15 protein-coding genes and 1 tRNA gene are annotated in these 18,785 nt (G+C 40.0%); all 16 read right to left on the bottom strand.

From position 1 onward, the window contains the following. Positions 1-11: 11 nt before the first annotated feature. A tRNA-Arg gene (locus tag DBT49_RS02265) sits at positions 12-84 on the bottom strand. A 37-nt stretch (positions 85-121) separates the two neighbouring features. Further along, positions 122-1,081 (bottom strand): glycosyltransferase family 2 protein, encoded by a 960-nt coding sequence (locus tag DBT49_RS02260; protein ID WP_070558620.1) that lies wholly within the window; start codon positions 1,079-1,081, stop codon positions 122-124. A gap of 7 nt (positions 1,082-1,088) precedes the next feature. Next, entirely contained in the window at positions 1,089-1,904 is an 816-nt protein-coding gene (locus DBT49_RS02255; RefSeq protein ID WP_083300412.1) for a glycosyltransferase, read from the bottom strand. Positions 1,905-1,919: 15 nt separating this feature from the next. Beyond that, the gene (locus tag DBT49_RS02250) at positions 1,920-2,876 is read right to left on the bottom strand and encodes a glycosyltransferase family 2 protein (RefSeq protein WP_070558621.1); all 957 of its coding nucleotides are present in this window, start codon (positions 2,874-2,876) and stop codon (positions 1,920-1,922) included. Between the two features lie 117 nt (positions 2,877-2,993). Then, entirely contained in the window at positions 2,994-4,757 is a 1,764-nt protein-coding gene (locus tag DBT49_RS02245; protein WP_111846119.1) for a hypothetical protein, read from the bottom strand. A 73-nt stretch (positions 4,758-4,830) separates the two neighbouring features. Further along, complete coding sequence (locus DBT49_RS02240; RefSeq protein WP_070558623.1) at positions 4,831-5,895, bottom strand: N-acetylneuraminate synthase family protein; 1,065 nt, start codon at positions 5,893-5,895, stop codon at positions 4,831-4,833. A gap of 10 nt (positions 5,896-5,905) precedes the next feature. Continuing rightward, positions 5,906-7,540 carry a cytidylyltransferase domain-containing protein gene (locus DBT49_RS02235; protein WP_070558624.1) on the bottom strand — a complete coding sequence of 545 codons (1,635 nt, stop codon included), beginning with the start codon at positions 7,538-7,540 and terminating at the stop codon, positions 5,906-5,908. Positions 7,541-7,639: 99 nt separating this feature from the next. Beyond that, positions 7,640-9,397 (bottom strand): ArnT family glycosyltransferase, encoded by a 1,758-nt coding sequence (locus DBT49_RS02230; protein WP_070558625.1) that lies wholly within the window; start codon positions 9,395-9,397, stop codon positions 7,640-7,642. Positions 9,398-9,494: 97 nt separating this feature from the next. Further along, positions 9,495-10,823 (bottom strand): polysaccharide deacetylase family protein, encoded by a 1,329-nt coding sequence (locus tag DBT49_RS02225; RefSeq protein ID WP_070558626.1) that lies wholly within the window; start codon positions 10,821-10,823, stop codon positions 9,495-9,497. 89 nt (positions 10,824-10,912) lie between these two features. Continuing rightward, complete coding sequence (locus tag DBT49_RS02220) at positions 10,913-12,463, bottom strand: O-antigen ligase family protein (RefSeq protein ID WP_070558627.1); 1,551 nt, start codon at positions 12,461-12,463, stop codon at positions 10,913-10,915. Between the two features lie 4 nt (positions 12,464-12,467). Further along, entirely contained in the window at positions 12,468-13,568 is a 1,101-nt protein-coding gene (locus DBT49_RS02215) for a polysialyltransferase family glycosyltransferase (RefSeq protein WP_070558628.1), read from the bottom strand. A 4-nt stretch (positions 13,569-13,572) separates the two neighbouring features. Further along, entirely contained in the window at positions 13,573-15,069 is a 1,497-nt protein-coding gene (locus DBT49_RS02210) for a lipopolysaccharide biosynthesis protein (protein WP_070558629.1), read from the bottom strand. 140 nt (positions 15,070-15,209) lie between these two features. Then, a complete protein-coding gene (gene purR / locus DBT49_RS02205; protein WP_070558630.1) occupies positions 15,210-16,022 on the bottom strand; it encodes a pur operon repressor in 813 nt (270 codons plus the stop codon). 173 nt (positions 16,023-16,195) lie between these two features. Continuing rightward, the gene (locus DBT49_RS02200; protein ID WP_070558631.1) at positions 16,196-16,996 is read right to left on the bottom strand and encodes a metal ABC transporter permease; all 801 of its coding nucleotides are present in this window, start codon (positions 16,994-16,996) and stop codon (positions 16,196-16,198) included. Beyond that, positions 16,939-17,649, bottom strand: coding sequence for a metal ABC transporter ATP-binding protein (locus DBT49_RS02195; RefSeq protein WP_070558632.1), 711 nt, complete (start codon positions 17,647-17,649; stop codon positions 16,939-16,941). Before DBT49_RS02195 ends, DBT49_RS02200 begins: the two co-directional genes overlap by 58 nt. A 13-nt stretch (positions 17,650-17,662) precedes the next feature. After that, on the bottom strand, positions 17,663-18,673 hold the full coding sequence (locus tag DBT49_RS02190) for a metal ABC transporter solute-binding protein, Zn/Mn family (protein ID WP_070558633.1): 1,011 nt from the start codon (positions 18,671-18,673) through the stop codon (positions 17,663-17,665). Between the last annotated feature and the right edge of the window lie 112 nt (positions 18,674-18,785).

Raw genomic sequence — 18,785 nt, 5'->3', positions numbered from 1 at the left:
CTATAATAAAACACCCCCGAGAAGAATCGAACTTCCGACACATCGTTTAGGAAACGATTGCTCTATCCACTGAGCTACGAGGGCAAATTGAATCAATCATATCGAGTGGCTACTTAGAAAATTACTTTCCTAAGTACCACTGATACATTCTAGCATAAAGTTTGGGATTTAGGCGGAATAATTGCCAAGCTAAGCGCTTTTTCCAGTCAATTTCCTCATTTCCTTCAAAATAAGGACGGTAGTGATTGACAATTTCTAATAGGTCCCGATAAGAACTTCCTGCTTGCTTGAAGGGACTGACTTGGGCCATTTTATAGGCTGTAGATAGGAGGCCATCAAATAGGCGCGCTCCTGCCTTAGCAGTAAGGTCTGGAAAGTTGACCTGAACATCATCTAACATGCGCGCCCTTTCCGTCACATTGTCCATTTGCTTAGGATTAAATGACTGAGCCACAATACTTTCCTCGTTCTCATAATAATTAATCCCTACATAAGAAGTCATCATGATCCTGGTCGCCCTTTTCATAGTCGCATAGGATACTGCTGTATCTTCATACAATTTACCTTCAGGAAAACGGACATCACGGAAAAGCTGTCTGGCGTATACCTTATTCCAAGCATAAAAATCGATCCCGGAATAATCTAGCATGGCTTCGATCCCTGCTTGGCTAGAGGTCAAAAGCATCTCTTTTGAATCTTTTACCGTTTGGGATTTTACTCCAATGCGTTTGACATTAAAAATAAATAAATCGGGACCTTCTTCCTGATAACTAGCCATAAAGTGTTCAAATAGGTCAAGTTCATAGCAGTCATCACTATCCAAAAATGCCAGATAGTCTCCGCTAGCTACTGCGATACCGGTATTTCTTGCTCCCGATAAGCCTTTATTAGCTTGGTGGATCACCTGGATACGGGGGTCTTTTTTAGCTAACTGGTCAGCAATATCCCCACTCTTGTCAGGAGAGCCATCATCCACCAGAATAATTTCCAAATGCGGATAGCTTTGATCTAAGACACTGTTTACCGCTCTCTCTAGTGTTTTTTCGACTTTATAAACCGGAATAATGACCGAGATTAACATCAGAAACCTACTTTCTAAGTATTTTCTTGTAGAGGTTTTGGCGTAGGGAATTAGGGACTAGATTAAATACCGCCTGCCCGCCCATGCGAATTAGCCAATCAAGTGGACTGGCCAGGCCAACCTGGTAGATTTTTTGGTAGGCCTTACTGCCATCGATAAAATAGTCCCAGCCGCCCCGTCTTTTAAACATATTCTGGTCTGCACGCGCATAAACTAGGGTATCGGCTAAATTGGCAGCCTTAACGTCATTTTTTAACATTCTTACCCATAAATAATAATCTTCATAGCCTTTTAACGGCTGATAATTGCCGGCTTTTAGGACAGCTGATTTTTTATAGATCACTGTCATATGGTTGAAGGGATTACGCCGCTTAGCATATCCTAGGATATCTTGGTAGCTGTGGGGCACGACTTTTCTGGCAGTCGGTTCCTTTGGCGACTGGTCAAATTCAAAGACATCGCTTCCCAATAGCTCGACCTCAGGATGTTCTTTAAGATAATTGATTTGTTTTTCGAAACGATCCGTCCGGCAAATATCATCAGTATCCATGCGGGCAATCCATTCATTACGGGCCAATTGAACGCCATCTTGTAAGGCCAAACCCAGGCCGCGGTTTTCGGGATAAGCTTGAATGGTGGTTTGCTTGGGATATTGCTTTTGAAAGTCGTTGAGGATAGCGTCAAGTTCCTCAGTTAAGGGGCCGTCTTTAATAATTAATATTTCTTCAGCTGGCAGGCTTTGCTTGACCAAGCTATCCAAGCATTGCCGTAAATAAGTCGGGTTTTCCTTATGATATAAAGACATCAGCACTGTAAAATTCACTGCTTTCTTCCTCCCTTAACTTAAATACATCCGATATAAATGGCGATACAGACTTGGTGATACTTGATAGAGCGACCAGGCCAGTCGTTTTTGCCAGGAAATTTCCTCATTATCCTTAAAATAGGGCTGGTATTGCTTCAGGATCTCAAGTAAGCGACCCTGGTATTTTTTCTTCATTTCCTTATCTTCGCACTGGGAAAGTTGGTAAGCCACGATTATAAAACTATCAAATAAACGTCGAGCTGCCCCCTGAGCTAATTCAGGGAAATGAATGAGTACATCATCAAGGATCTTTACCCTTTCAGTGACATTATCAAACTGTCCCGGAGAAAAGGCTTGGGCAGTGATCCCTAGAGGATTGTCGTAATATCTTAAGCCAACCTTATCTGTAGTAATCACACAGTTGGCCTGCTTTGCCCCCAGATAACTCACATACATATCTTCATAGAGGGTATCCAGAGGGTATCTCATCTCATCAAAGAGGGAATGGTGCCAGATCTTATTCCAAGCATAGAAATCTAAACCATTATATTGGTGGAGGACCCTTACCGCTTCCTGGCTCTTAAATATTTGCTGACGGATGGCATTCTTAGGGGTAACTTGGTCACCAGAAACCCGTTCAAAATTAAATATGAATAAGTCCATTTGGTATTCTTGATAGGCCCGATAAAATAAGGAAAAAATATCATTAACATATTCATCATCAGAATCAAGAAAGGCCAAATAATCCCCTTGGGCTTGATCAATGCCTGTATTTCGGGCTGCAGATAAGCCCCCGTTGGCTTGGTGAATAACCCTTATCCGTTGGTCTTGTAACTGGATAGCGTCACAAAGTGGACCTGTTCCATCAGTAGAACCATCATCCACAATGATCACTTCAAAATCCTTCATGCTTTGTCTTAAGACACTATCGACCGCACGTTGCAAGGTACTTTCGACATTATAAGCTGGAATAATTACACTTAATAACATAATTTTTCTATTACTCCATTTCCTGACGCTTTAGTAACAGATGAATTATATCATATCTGATCAAGGGAAAAGCTGATTTTATAGGAATTTGACTGATTCTTACAATAACTTTAAAAGTTAATTACCATTAAGAAAACGATCAACTGTATACAAACCAACAGGCCATTCTTTATTAGTTAGTTCTTTCTCCCACTTTTTGGTTTGCGGGAGTTCATCAAGAACCAATACTTTATCATAATCTTTCAGCATGGCTGGGTCCCCGTTATAAATTTTGGTGTTTGGCGTATATAAATAATAACGACCGGCAAAATCTGTTTTCCAGCCTCCGGAGGTAAAAACAAGGATTCGTGAATCGTTTAAGGTCATCTGCTCTAAGCCAAGTTTTTCATACTGGTATGGGATCGAGCGTTCTTTAAAGGCAATGGTCTCGTGTTCAGCAATTAACCAATCAGAGCCCAGTCCCGCCAGGTAAATCACCATTATGAATAAAGTCACTATATTGATGAAATGCGAGTCACTCGCTCCCCTTTGAAAAACCTTATCAAAATAGTAAACCCCAACTAAAAAAACTGTTCCGAGTAAGACATAGGCGATGGTCATGGCATAACGGTCAAATTGAGCGAGGCGCAGGGCTTCATCTTTGGGCATGGAGGTCACGTACATAAAAAAGACTCCCAGGAAATAAATGATATAAGTAAGCCCCATGGCTAAACACAGGTTTTTCATGGTAAGGAGGTGTTTTTTAGTCAAGAGACAAGATAAGCTAAGAATCACTAAGAGAGTAAAGGCTAATATAATCCCAGCAGTTGCAGGAATTAATGGATCTAATAGCTTGATTAAATAGCTTTTTCCAATGTGCTTGACTAATTCAAGGCTCTCTTGGTTAAAATGGCTACTATGCTTAAAGCCCGATAGGTCATAATTCAATTTTACATAGAAGGACCAAGTTAGCTTCGATAAAAAGGCGCCAGGAAGTAGAATAGCAAAGGCCTTGAGCTTGTCCTTTCTGGCTAAAGTTTGATTACTAATGATTAAGTAAGTCACATATAAAACAATAAGCAAGCTGAAGAATAAACCGCTATCCTTAGTCAGGTTGATCATACTTATAAACAATAACGTCCCGGTGATTAAATAGCCTAAGTGTTTTCGATAGCGAAAAGCATAAATACCAGCCGCTAGGGTTAAATAGGCCAAGAGATTGTCGACTAATAAATTATTCATCTTGACTGAATTGTCTAAGATAAAAAACATTCCCCACAATAAAGCAATTAAGGCCGCATTTAATCGATTGGCAGGTTTGGTCAGAATGCCAAAAAAAGAATAAAGACAAGCCATATTAAAGAGAAAGAAACCCATGATCATCTTGGCTTGGCTATAGCCACAGAAATAAATAAAATAACTAATATAAAGGGAAGTAGCTGGTGGATAGGACCGATAATAAATCAGCTGGTCAATATCTGTCGGTAAATGGAGCTCCGTAAACAAGTATTTGACCACCAAGCCCCAATGCGAATAATTATCAAAATGAATCAGGGGCATTCCCTTCATAACAAGAAACCAACCTAAAATCGTCGCTAAGACAATAATTTCAGGAAAGGCAATCCCTTGTCTGACCTGTGAAAAAAATAGCCTTATAAAATTTCCCTTTCCACGAGAATTTTTCCAATAATCAATGCTTATCAAAATGAGCAAGAAAAAGCCTAATAAATAAGTCACCCACAAAGCAGGCAGCAATAAGTTCGCCAAGGCCGCTAAATATAAGAAAAGACTTTGGGAGATCATGACCAAAATCCAGGAAAAATATTTATTAAGCTTTAAAAATCGGATGGAGCCAGCAACATAACCAAAAGTTGATAGTGTAAATAAAATGAATTGAACCATACTTTTCCTCTATTAACAAAAAACCTAAAGTCATGCCTTAGCATAAACCCTAGGTTATCAATCACCATGTATACTATTTTTCTAACATATCTTCCATTAAAGTCGTATCTTCAGCAAGATCTTGGTTAACCTTTCTTCCAATAATTTCCTTCACCTTTCCAGGGGCAATTCCTGTACCAGGGCGTTTAAAGGTTAGCATGTCTTCAGTTAAGGCTGTACCTGCCTTGACATCTTGGGTAAGAACGATAGAACGTCGTGCGTTTTTCCGAGCCGCTGCTTGAGCCTCTAAGTCAGCAACCGCTTGCCCTCTTACCTTCATTTGGAATTCGAGGCCTTCTTTCAAGATTTTCATGTCTTCAGGGTCCATGGCATGGTAATGGTCATTACCTGGCAAGGTTTTGTCTAAAGTATAGTGTTTCTCGATAACTTTAGCCCCTAAGGCCACAGCCGTTTTGACGACATCCATTTGTGGATCAGGACGGGTATGGTCAGAGTAGCCGATCACATAGTCAGGAAATTCCTTAATCAGACTGGAAATAACGTTTAGGTTAGCGTCTTCAAAGGGGGTTGGGTACTCTAAGACACAGTGCATAATGACAATATCCTTATTGCCAGTGGATTCAATGGTTTCAACGGCTTGATGAATTTCATCCATGCTTGAGGCACCGGTTGATAAGAGGATAGTTTTTCCTTTTTCTGCTTGGTATTTAATAAAAGGCAGGTTGGATAAATCTGATGAAGAAATTTTATAAATATCCATCAGGTCATATAGGTAATCCGCTGACTCAAAGTCAAAAGCCGTTGAGAAGAATTCAATCCCTACTTGTTTACAGTAGTCAGCTAACTCCTTATATTCATCATAGCCAAAAGAATCAAATTTTTTGAAAAGCTCATATTGTGAGGTTGTCGCTTCTTCACTGGTATCCCAATAGGAAGGTGAGAATTTTGAGGCAATGGTTTCGGCCTTATAGGTTTGAAACTTGACCGCATCCATCCCTGACTCTTTTGCCTTATCAATCATTAACTTAGCTGCTTCCATTGGAGTCGTGCCGTTTTCTTTGGCAATATCATAGTAATTGACTCCGATTTCTCCGATTACATAGTAACCCTGTTCTTTTAATACTTCATGAATCCCCATTTTAATCTCCTTACTCTAAAATAATTTTTAATACACGATCTAAACCATGACGTAAGTCATTGGCTAACATTTGTTGGTGCATTTGTTGACGAATTTGTGGTGTTTCAATCAACCAATTCAAAGTCCGCCCAATGGATTGGCTATCGATGGCCTGACCTAAACCTAAGTTCATAAAGCCATTGGATAAATATCCAAATTCATGGGTCAATTCCCGCTCATTTTGAGCCAAGAGAATCGTTGGTACTCCCATAGCCGCTAACTCTAACATGGTCCGACCTTGGGAAGAAACTGCGATGTCCGATTTATTCATATAATCAGACATAACTTTGACATTTTGAATCACTTCAATAGTGTATGGCATACTTTCCGCCTGGGCCTTCACTTGTTCAAAATAAGGATAGCCAGGTCCGACCACTATAGTAAATTGAATGTCTTTGGCATTTTCGACAAAGGGAATAGCCTCCAATACTTTTTGGGTCAGGTTATTAGGATCCACCCCACCAAAAATGACAAAAATATTCTTCACTTCTTCATGAAAATCACTAGGAGAATTAATTAAGAATTCATCCCGAATGATGTAATAGGGGCTTCCCCAATAATATTGGCTTCCTTTCTTCTGAGGAGCGTATAGATCGTTAATGACCGCATCAGCGAGGTCAGCTCCTGGGCCAATATCTTCAAAATTGATGATACGCAGGTCGCGTTGTTTGAGCATTTGCATATAATCAATAGACGTATCTAAAATATCATTAATTAAAATATCAGCATCATATTCGTCGATCAGATCAAGAATTTCCTCTTCAGAATTGATTACCGTGTAAGGAAAATGACTGGCCTTTAATTTTTCCTGGGCCAGATTCGATTGCTGACTAGTCACAAAGTGGACCTTATGATGGATCAAGCCGTAAGCTAGGGCTAAGCCACGGTAGACATGTCCTAAACCAATTTCGGCATAGCCTTCTACACGAATAAGAATATTTTTCTTATTCATTTCATTTTCAACCACCCACCAGTCCTGAGCTGTGTCGATGTCGGTTGACTCCGCTTCTGGCACCTGAAAAACAGCTAAATTTTCCCCTATCCGCGAATTTTCTTCTATGGCATGGTCACGGGTAATAAGGAAAGCGCCAGTTTCAGAATAGTTAGCTGGTAAATATTGGCGATTGAGTCGCTCCTTGTAATTAGGAATAATCTTGCCAGAATCATCCTCTGTCCAAGATAAATGCGGGTGGTTCACCACACTGATCAAGGTATCAATAGCCGGATCATTGATCAATTTTTCAATGGCTTGGTCAAGGGTTTTGATTTGTAAGAGCGGTGAGGTCGCTTGCAGGGTAATAATCAGGTCATAATGGACCCCCTTCTTAGCCTCCATCTTCTGATAAGCATCATAAATTACTGGATCTAAGGTGACTGCATCACTTGATAAATTTTCTCCTCGCCATACCACTTCAGCTTGGTAAGTTTCTGCGACGCGGGCGATTTCTTCATCATCCGTTGAGACACAGACATCCATCTGATATTGGCTATTTTGAGCATTCATAATGGCATAAGCGATTAACGGATGCCCATTAAGTATTCTCACGTTCTTGCGTGGAATTCCTTTAGAGCCTCCACGTGCTGGTATAACAGCTAATATATTCATCACTTGACTCCTTTATATAATCGATCTTTATAGGATTAATTATAGCATATCAATAAGTCAGCAATCACTCGTCATCATGGTCTTAATAATATTTTAGACCTATTTTTGAATAAGTTTTTCATTGACAACATCCTTGACATCGTAGAAACCCGGAGCTAATTGTTGGCCAGTTAATTCCTTGACCCAAGTCTGGGTCTGTTCCTTATTATCTAAAACCAGGATTTGCTCATATTTTTTAACCACGTCTGGATTGCCCTTATAGAGATGAGTATTGGGGGTGTAGAGGTACAAATTGCCAGCATTATCGGTATTCCACTTACCACTGGCCAATACTAAGATCTTTTTATTGTTTAAATTATGGTTATCAATGCCCATTTTTTGATATTCATAGGGAATAGAGTCAGTCACGAAACTTCGCTTTTCAATAGCGGCATCGACTAAGTCATAGGCCAGACTGATCAAGTAAATGCCAATAAGTCCAGTATAGATAAACTTCTTGCCATAAAGTGAATAATCGCTCTTGTCCTCGACTCGACTCTCAAAATATTTAATCGCCACTAGACTAATACTTCCTAGTCCCACAAAAACCCCAGTCAGGGTATAACGGTCAAATTGAGCCAATTTGACTGCTTCATCCATTGGCATAGCGGTCAAGTACATGGCCATGGTAGACAAATAGTAAATAAACAACACAGCAAAAAGAATTCCAGAAAAAATCATTAGCCGCTTCTGCAAATTCTTCTCTCTAGCGGTCACTAAAAGCATCACTAAAACTAAGACTACTATCAAAACCAGTCCCCAAGTTGACGGCGTCCAGGGGTCCAAACTTTGAAGGATAAATTTAGCCACAATTTTGGCCTTAAGATGTAGTTGGCTCCAATCAAAGTGGACACTATGGCGAAATTGCGAGGTATCATACATTAACCTTACATAGAGTTTCCACATAGCAAAGGGAAGTAGACTCAGTAAAACAGGTAAATATTTTTTTAGAGAAAAGGGCGCTTTAGCCTTGTCGTACTTAGTCAAATAATAGCAGTAAACAGCAATAACTAAGACAGCAAAGAAAATCCCGCTGCCCTTAACCAGGCCTAAGAAGCCGGCAAGGAGAATAACAATTAGCGAACTAGTTTTTCTATTCTCCCGATAGTGATATAAACCAGCGAAGCCAGCCAAAGTCAGATAAGCCAGCAAGTTATCCACTAACAAATTATACATTTTAACGTGGTCATCCATTAAATAAAAGACTGCGATTAAAAATAGGACCAGAAAACCAATGATTTTATTTTTCTTGATATTAAAGGGAGTGAAAAAGGCGTATAGCGCAGCTAAATTGACCATGAAATTGCCAATAATCATATGACCTTCGCTATAACCCAGAAAATTAACCACATAATTGATGTATAAGGAAACTGCTGGTGGATAAGACCTATAGTAGATAATCTTGTCTAGATCAGTGGCTAGGCGCTGTTCATTGAAGAAGAATTTAACAATTAATCCCCAATGGGAAAAATTATCCCAAAAAATAAGGGGCATATCCTTCATAAAAAACACCCAAATCAAAAAGGTTAATAAAAAAATAAGGCTAATCCAGGAAAATTTTCTTTGGAAAAGATCAAGGAAACTTCCCTGGCTAGAGCGACTTTGCTGAAATAGATAAACAGCTAATAGGATAAAACCTAAGTAATAAATAAGATACATAGCTGGCTGCAGTAAGTTCAACAGGGCCAGGACAAAAATAGTCAAACTTTGACCAGCAATCACTAAGATCCAAGACAGATAAGGCGAAACTGCTAATCGCTTCTCTAAGCATGAGACATAGCCGTAGGTCGACAAGATAAATAAAAATAGATTGAACATAAAAGCCCCTCTCTAATCCAAACAATACAGTAGATATAAAAATGTCTGCTTATTTTCCAATTAAAATAAGCAGACATTCCAATTAAGTCATCTTTCTTTAGTTATGATTCCAAGTTTTGATGTCAGGGATTTGCTCAGGAAATACAAACACATAGCCCCGCTTCTTCAGTTCCGGAATCACTTTCTTCAAGGCATCGGTTGTCGCCGTATACCTAGAATGCTGTAAAATAACAGAATGGTGTTGCATATTTTTCATGATCATATCATAGATATCATCGGGGTCAGTTAATTGCCAGTCTCTGGAGGTGGTATTCCAATAACAAGGTTTTAAGGGGGCAACTAATTGAGTCGTCCGCGCTCTATCTTGGCCATAAGGCGTTCTAAATAATGTCGGCGTTACTCCCGTTGCTTGTTTAATGATATCTTGGGTACGATTAATTTGGTCTAAAATTTGCTTATCTGTTAATTTAGCAAAATCAGGGTGATCATAGGAGTGGTTTGCCACATGGTGGCCGCGTTTAACGATCTCGCGGGCTAATTCCGGTTTCTTTTCGGTATTATTTCCTTGTAAGAAGAAGGTCGCCTTGATGCCGTATTGTTCACAGATATCCATGGCATTTTCGACATTATCATCCGGACCATCATCGAAGGTAATAGCTACTAAAGGCCGATAATCCACTGGTGACCCGGTCAAGACACTAGCTAATTCATCCTGCTTAAGTAATTTTTCTAAAGACTTGCTATAGCCATCCTGGTTAGCCGTCTGTTCTTTTACTGATAAAGCGTAGTCCATTAAGCGCTTTTTAAAGAGGTCAGCTTGACCTTCCTTATTGGTATGGTCGATATAATTGGATATTTCCTTAGCAACCTGGTTAAAAGCATCAATGTCTTTATCTAAGCTTTCAATCATAAACTTCTCTGGCAAATGATCAATTTTATTTTCAATCGTCTCATTCGATTGGGCTACCTGCTGTAAAAGTCCATAGTTAGCTTTTAAATCTTCCACTAACTTGTCTGAATAGTCGAAATTAAAGCGTTCTTTTTCCTTATCAACCTCTTCAGCAGAAACTCCATCTTCAATGACCCAATCTTTATTGACCTGGTTGCCTTCAATAATCGGCTTATCATCAAGAACGGAGTCATTCAGGAATTGGATGGCCTTTCGCTTTTCAATCGCCCGGTCAATGAGCTCTTGTAATTCCTTAGCGTGGTCACCATAGATGTGGCGACTATCATATTTAACCTTCTCTAAATCCTCCAAAGAATAATTTGGATTGATGTAGTCATGCTTATTATTAAAATAAATTTCATTAACTTCTTTTTCAACTTTGGCCACCGTAATATGGTGGTTATAGTATAAAATTCCAGCCAAGCCTAAGAGCAAAACCGTTAAAATACTGGTTAAAAATAAAGCTTTCTTGTTCATTATATTACCCTTCTTCACCTAGAGTTTGATCCTGATATGTGCTTAGTCTAAAGAAATTATTACTATTATAATTTTTTTAGTCTTTAGCTTCAATAAGGCGAAATAATATTTATAAATTTACTTTTTAGATCTTTATTGATTGCCTGGCTTTTTTGCGCTTGTAATTGAGAACGGTGGACATTAAGGAAACCGGCATAGGTCCAAAAAATTAAGCCAATGGTATCGCGGTTGGCTAACAAGATATGATTTTCCACCATATCTTCAGCCAACAAGGCGATAATGGTAACTAAGATTAAGGCATATAATTGATTGTTGGCATCACTGAAATCAACCTTTGCTGTCATAAGATAGCCTACATGATAAATTAAATAGAATAGCGCAAAGGCTGCAATAATAATTAAGCCGACAAAACCAGCCTTAGTAAAGACTGCAATATAGGTATTATGCATGTTTCCTCTAGCACGTTTGATCTCGCTTCTATCCAAGGTGGTGAGCTTGGTCATATCAACCTGGGCGGTAGCTTCTTGGTCTTTAATATTGCGGTATAAGTCAATGTCACTTAAACCGAACAAGAAATTTTGTGCAGCGGCCTTGACCCCGGCTTGCCAAATGGTAAAGCGCCCTGCTGAAACTTCAGCGTCCCCTTCATCGTGTTGAATACTTACGGGAGCGATAACCGTACTTTTATTTCCTCCAGCCTTGCTTTCCCCATGCCTCAAATCACTCCAACTGATTTCCCCAGTAACTAAGCGGGCAGCTGTTTGGGTCGTTGCTGGAATATAGGCTAAAATACTTTCCGCTTGATGTTCCACAGCGACAAAAAGAAAGAGCCCCAGCCCTGCCCCTAGGATAACCTTGCCCAGGCTTTTTAAGTTGGCTTGGTGTCTAACAAAGAGACGATAAATGGTATAGCAGGTGATGACTAAGCCAGCAGTTAAGAGGGTTAGCGTGGTGCCCCGCGAACTAGCTAGGACAAAATATAAATATTGAATAATGGCGTTAAAAACATAGAAAGGCTGGAAACTCTTCCAACTTGATCGCTTCAAGATATTATTCATTAAACTAGCTACAACACTTAACACACCAATAATCGACCCCATGTTAGGACTGGTGTAAAGGCCAAATAGGCGATTTTCAGTGAAACCTTGCCGCATCCAATTAATCCCAGTACCATCTAAAACCCAGTAGCGAATGTGAAAGGCAAAGAGCAATAGGGAAACAAAACCCAAAAAGCAAACGATACCGATAAAGACGTCGTTAAATCTTGCCATCCATTTTTTACTTGTTTGGTAATCTTCACTAGGATTAAAGGCATAGATCAGGAAGAAAGTTTGGGCCACATAGAACCAGTTAATTGCTGAATCAGGGAATTGATAAGTCAGATTCAAGAGGACCGAAATCGCAAAAGAGATTAAAAAGGCAAATAAAAAGGGCCAAAACTTTTGCTTAAACATTATCCGCCTGGTCAAGAAGTCCTTAGCCAATAAGTAAATCCCCCAGACAAAAACAATTTTCATGGGGACGTTCTCGATATCAAAACTGCTAGGAACTGCATATATAAGATTAATAATCAAAGTAATTATTTTAAATAAATGAACATTATTAATTATTGAAAAGATTTTATTAGCATATTCTTTCATTGAGCTATTGATCTCCTTTAATTTTAATCTCATACAATAAGTCTTCTAACTGCTTGCTGTTTTCAGGTACCTGTAACAAAGGCCCATAGATTCCCTTAAAATTCTTAGCCATAGACAAACTATTGGCTAATATTTTTTTAGTCTGCTCATCAACCCTTTTACCAATCGCATGATCAACCAGGCCGGCCAACATAATAATCGGCATCCTTTGTTGATAGAGTAAATAAGGTGAAAATACCGCGGTTGAATTCACTGCGGCTAAGGTCAAGTGGGAATGGTCTACAAACAAGAGAAAGATTTCCCAAGGCATGGTAGTTTGTAAATAATTCACCCGCCCATATTTATTTGCTTCAGAGCGAGGGTGTAACTTCACGTAGATCCTAATATTTAAGGAATCACATATGGCTTTTAAGTGGTTAAACAAGGTCAATTCATCGATTTGTGCCCCATCTTTTTTGAAGGGCTGGTCAAAATAAATGACACTTCCCTCAGTCACTTGGCTCATTTCTTCATCATAGGCTTGAGAAAAGATTGCCTTGATCAAGGGAAAAGCAGGATTCTTTTGGTCAAGAACAGGGATTTTTATCAACTCGCCTGAGAAATCATGCCACTGAACCAAATTGGGTTGATAGGCATAACAATTTTCCCATTGGCCATGAAAAATGGAATGCTTATTCAATTTCTTTTGCAAGGCATCATTGGCATTTTTGATTTCTATGGGTTTGGCGCCCAGATAAATCCCCATGCCATCTTCATAATAATGCAAGTGAAAATCATGACCTTTAGCAGCGAGGCTGCTATAGAGAAGGCGGCCAAAATAATTATCCCCCGGTAAATAAATATGGTCAAAATCATCTAGAGGGATCAAGTTCTTATTCCAATAAAGACGAGAAATTTTCGCCAATTTCCCGCCTAAGTTCTGATGGTTGATTTTAATCACTTCTAAGCCCTGGCCTAGCTTCCTGCTTATATCAATTAATAAATCAGCGTTAGCGAATTCGTTATAGATAAAGAGGGTCAGCTCTTCTCCAGATAAGCAATTCTTCCAGATATTAAGGCTATTGATAATATGAAGCGGCGTCCAAGCAACAATTGCATGTTTCATTAATCTAATCTCCTGAGTTTAATTTTTTACCAATAAAATCAGTGAACAAGGCCTTTATGGTAGGGATTTCTCTATAGACGAGTACGAAAGTAGTCACTAGGTAGAGAACAATCTTATAGAGAAGATTTTGCCAAATCAGTGGTCCAGTTGGGTGGGTAATATCATAAAACAAACCCACAGCGCTTACCAGAACTAATATAGCAATATAAAGCAACATATTTTTGATTTTAAAATTGACGGGTTCAATTTTTCTGGATAGGACGTAAATAATGATTGCGATTACGGTCCATTGGATCAAAAGCACGATGGCTGGGGTTAAGAGTCCTAGGTACTGGGTCAGTGTTGCGGTTAACAAGACACTTAGTAAACTCCCTGACAGGGTAGCAATAAAAATGTATCTAGTAGCCTTGGTATTATAGAAGAGTGTATTGACGTAGAAGAGGTAGACTGAACGGATTTGATAAGCCACCAGTATGATAGGAACTAGAGTCCAAGCCAGTAAATAGCCATCGGCAATAAAAATTTGGACAACCTCCTTAATAAATAAGGACATTCCCAAACTAATAATTAAATAAATCCGACTCAAGACATCCGCAAATTGAATGGCTTTTTTCTTGTGCTGACCACCCAGATCCATCAAGCTATAGAACCACGGAACATAGGCAGAATTGACACTATATTGCATGGTATCAATAATTAACATAAACTGTGAGGCTGTGGTATAGAGACCCGCACTGGCAGTCGACACCTGGTTATTAAGAAATAGTCGTGAGACAAAATCAGCAATTTGGGTCGACATCAAATGCGGCAGGAGTGGAATCGAATAGGAAAGCGCCTCTTTCAGGTAATTCCATTGGAAGTTAAAGCGGATGATGCCACGCTGATATAAACTAATCAAGGCATATAAACCAAAAGTAAAGCCGGTGATCAAGTAACTTAATAATTGCCCAGTGGCTCCCCATTGGAAAACGACAATAAAGAGAATATTACAAGCCACCATCATGGCAAAATTAAGCAAGCTGTTAATGGCATAGGCCTTGGCTTGTTCCATAGTCTGCAATAAGGTTTGATAAATATTATAAATCGGGTTAACAATAACGGTAATGATCCCCATAAAAATATAAGGATAAAAGGCGATCCCATCAACAAAGGGTTCAACCAGGATATCCTTAAATAGGATAATTAAGCCCCCTAAAAAGAGGCTATTGCCCATAATAAAGAGCATAATGGTCCCGTAAAAGGATTGTAATTGGGGCCAATTTTCCCGATAGCGGTAAAAATAACGTTGAACTGCACTATTTAGAGAAAAAGTGAACAATAAGGTTAATACCTGGGTCAATGAATTAACCACTCCAACAATCCCATAGTCTTCAGGAGTAAGGTATAAAGTATATAAAGGAAGTAAAATAAATCCAATCGCTTTTTGCAAAATCGAGGTGATCGAATAAATTCCAGAATTTATTAATACACTCTTTGCTGAAGAGGGTTGCTTCTTTGACATCACTTCGTCTCCTTTTTCTTCATCAAGTCACTATTATACCCTATATTAGAAGTAAAATAAAAAAGGGACAAGACTTTCTAATTGTTTTAAATAAAACTTTAGAAAGCTTTGTCCTAACAGTACATTGCTAATTATTCTCCCTAGTCAAACAATGACCCTAATTCAATCCCCGCTACATCTAAATTATCGTCTGTCTTTTTAACCTTGATGAGGGACTTATAGGGATAATCGATATAGTTCTTTTGATTATCAGCTTCGCCAAAGACCACCGCTCCGATGGTATGGCAGTCAAATTCTTCAACTAAACTGAGCATCCCATTCATGGTACCGCCCCCATTCATAAAGTCATCAACAATTAAAATATTTTGGTCGGCCGAGAGATTATTTTTGGTCAAGGCCATTTTTTTCACTTCGTCATTTCCCGTCACATAGGTTACTGAAACAGTAGACCCTTCCGTTAACTGGGCTTCCCGTTGAACGATGACAAAGGGAACATTTAAGAAATTGGCGACTGCTTGGGCCATGGAAATCCCCTTGGTTGCCATGGTCATGATCACATCAATAGACTGTCCATAATAAGCGGAAGCGATAATGTTACCAATATGGCGTAAATCATAGGGGTTGCCTAAAACGTCAGAGAAATAGAAATAACCGCCCGGTAAAATGCGTTGCTTATCAGTCAACTTAGCGGTTAATTGATTCATATACTCCATGGCCTTGTCTTTTTCCACTTTAGGGCGGAAAATGACACCACCACTGGCTCCAGCAATAGTTTCAACAATACCAATATTAGATAACTTAAATTGTTCAGCAATAATGCCGACATCTTCGGAAATGGATGACTTGGCTGCTTGATAGCGGTCAACAAAGAAGGGTAAGGAAATCGTTCGATAAGGGTTATTCAACAAATAATGGGTCATATCGACTAAACGATGACTACGCTTCATTTTCATACTTGTACTCCTTTACTTGCTAGCTTATTACATTATAAGCAAAATCAGAACAAATTCAAGAAATTTCCGTCGAAAGTCTGTTTTTTACTATAATTGTTTTTATATAACAGGAAAACGCCCATCACTTAACAATGGGCGTTTTATTATTGGACTCATCATAGAAACCGTTTTCTCTATCTTTTTACCAAGCGTAAGACAATACTTTCCAAGGCAAAAAGACAGACAAAGATAAAGGCAATCGTTGCTCCTGGAGGGGTGTCTAAGCCATAGGAAATCAGCAGACCTGAAAACATACCCGCTAAGGCAATGATAATTGCTAGGATAATCACACGATCAAAACTCTTCATCAAGCGCATAGCAATGGCCGCTGGCATGATCAGAATGGAAGAGACCAACAAAGTCCCAGCAATCGGCATCATAATGGAAATGGCTACCCCAGTCACGATCGAAAGCACCATAGAAATCAGGCGCGTAGGCAAACCCGAAGTATAGGCAATACTCTCATCAAAGGCTTCCACATAGAGGACCCGCTTAAAGGCGAAATAAGCAAGGAGAACAATGACTGCTAAGGCAATTAATAAGCGGACTTGTACAGGCGAAATAGTGACAATCGACCCAAACAAGTAGGCCTCGATACTGCTGGCTGATTCGACCCGTGACATTAATAGTAAGGCCAGGGCCATACCACCCGACATCAACATGGCAATGGAAATATCCGAATAGTTTTTGTAAACCCGGCGGAGATATTCCAAGGCCATGGCCGCGATCACCACCACTAAGATGGTCGTATAGATCGGTTCCACCCCTAATAAGAAACCTAAAGCCACCCCGGCCAGGGAAACATGAGCCAGGGTATCCGACATCAGGGACTGTTTTCTTAAAATAAGCAATAAACCCAATACCGGAGCGAAACAGGCTATGGCTCCACAGGCGATGAAGGCTCGGACCATGAAGTCATACTGAAACAGCGCCATGGTGACCCCTCCTCTCTAGTTAAATGAATGTGTTTATCGAAATAATCTTGTAAATGGATATCCTCGTGGGTCACCATGAGGATAGCTTTACCATGGCGGCGGGTATTGTGTTTCAATAAAGTGTAAAACTCTTCCCGTGAGGCCTTATCCATCCCGGTAGTCGGTTCATCCAGGACAAATAAGTCAGGATCCGTGGCAAAGACCCGGGCCAAGACAATCCGTTGCTTCTGACCCCCGGATAATTCTCCCACTTTTTCTTGGGCCTGTTCCCACATGCCTACTGAGTTAAGGGCCCGCTTAACGTGTTCATGGTCTTCATCAGTCAGGCGTTTAAACCAACGATCTTGTTGGTAACGGCCTGAGAGAACAAATTCATAAACTGTGCTGGGAAAACCAGCATTGAAGCTAGCCACCATCTGGGGGACATAGCCAATTTGTAATTTATTTCCATAGATATTGTTTTTACTGATCGTCACTTTTCCCTTGTCTGGTTGCAGTAGACCCAGGATATTTTTCAACAGGGTGGACTTGGCTGCCCCATTCTCCCCGGTTAAGATTACAAATTCCCCAGGGTCAACGGTAAAGCTGATATTGTTGAGAACTGGCTCACTATCATAAGAAAAGCGCAAGTCTTCTACTTGGATATAATGCATGCTAGCCTCCTATCTAATTAATGGTTAATTTTAAATGCTCGAGGTTTTCCCGCATCAAATTAATATAGGTATCGCCTGAAATCGGCTGGTCAGAACTGGCTGATTCGAGAGCATTGAGACTGGAAACCTTAACCCCAGTTTCCGCCGCCAAAGTCTCTGCGAGTTTGGATGAGGTGTTTTCTTGGAAATAAATCACCGGCAGATTATTTTGTTTAATATAATCAATCACCCCTGCCATGGCTTGTGGCGATGGCTCCGCATCATCACTCACTCCCGTTAGAGCAATTTGCTTTAAATTATATTCATCAGCTAAATACCCGAAAGCGGCATGGGCGGTCACAAAGGATTGATCGGGATGATTAGAAAAGGCAGTTTGATAGTCATGGTCAAGTGCTTCCAACTTCTCCAGGAAGGCATCGGTATTCTTTTGATACAGTTCAGCCTGGTCAGGGTCAACTTCTTTCATGGCGTCACAAATGGCTTGGGTCTGAATCATGGCATTTTTAGGACTAAGCCAGGTATGGGGGTCATATTCATGGGCATGGAGGCCGCCTTCTTCATGGTTATGGTCGCCTTCATGGTCATGATCATGATCGTGGTCATCTTCAGCCGTTAGGACCTCCCCTTCAATCGTTTCTACCGCTCCCGAAATGGGTTCAATATTGTCAGCGGACTCGACGACCTTGACCCGGTTAGTATCAATACTATTTAAACTACTTTCTACCCAAGCTTCCATATCATCGCTATTATAAACAAAGACATCCGCCTCTTGTAAGCGGGCCATATCCTTGGCACTGGGTTCAAAGTGATGGGCCTCTTGCTTTCCTGATATCATCACCTGGACATCAGCTTGGTCCCCAACTACCGCTTGGGTTAATAGCTGCATGGGATAAAAACTGGTCATCACAGTTAACTTGCCCTTACCGTTTTTATCTGCCGCTTCTTTGCCTTGGCTACAACCAAAACTAACCAGTAAAGCCAGCAGACTTAAGCAAAAGCCTATCTTTTTAATCATTGTTTTCATGATAAAGCCTCCTTACAAATCGTAACTCTTACGATTTAATATAGCACACATCCTCGCCAGCCGCAAGATAATCTCTCCTATTTAAAATAAAAAAAACTGGGGCTTTTGCCCC

This window comes from Aerococcus mictus (assembly GCF_003286595.3).
In the GTDB taxonomy this organism is placed as follows: Bacteria; Bacillota; Bacilli; order Lactobacillales; family Aerococcaceae; genus Aerococcus; species Aerococcus mictus.
This window is presented reverse-complemented; position numbering and strand designations above follow the sequence as displayed.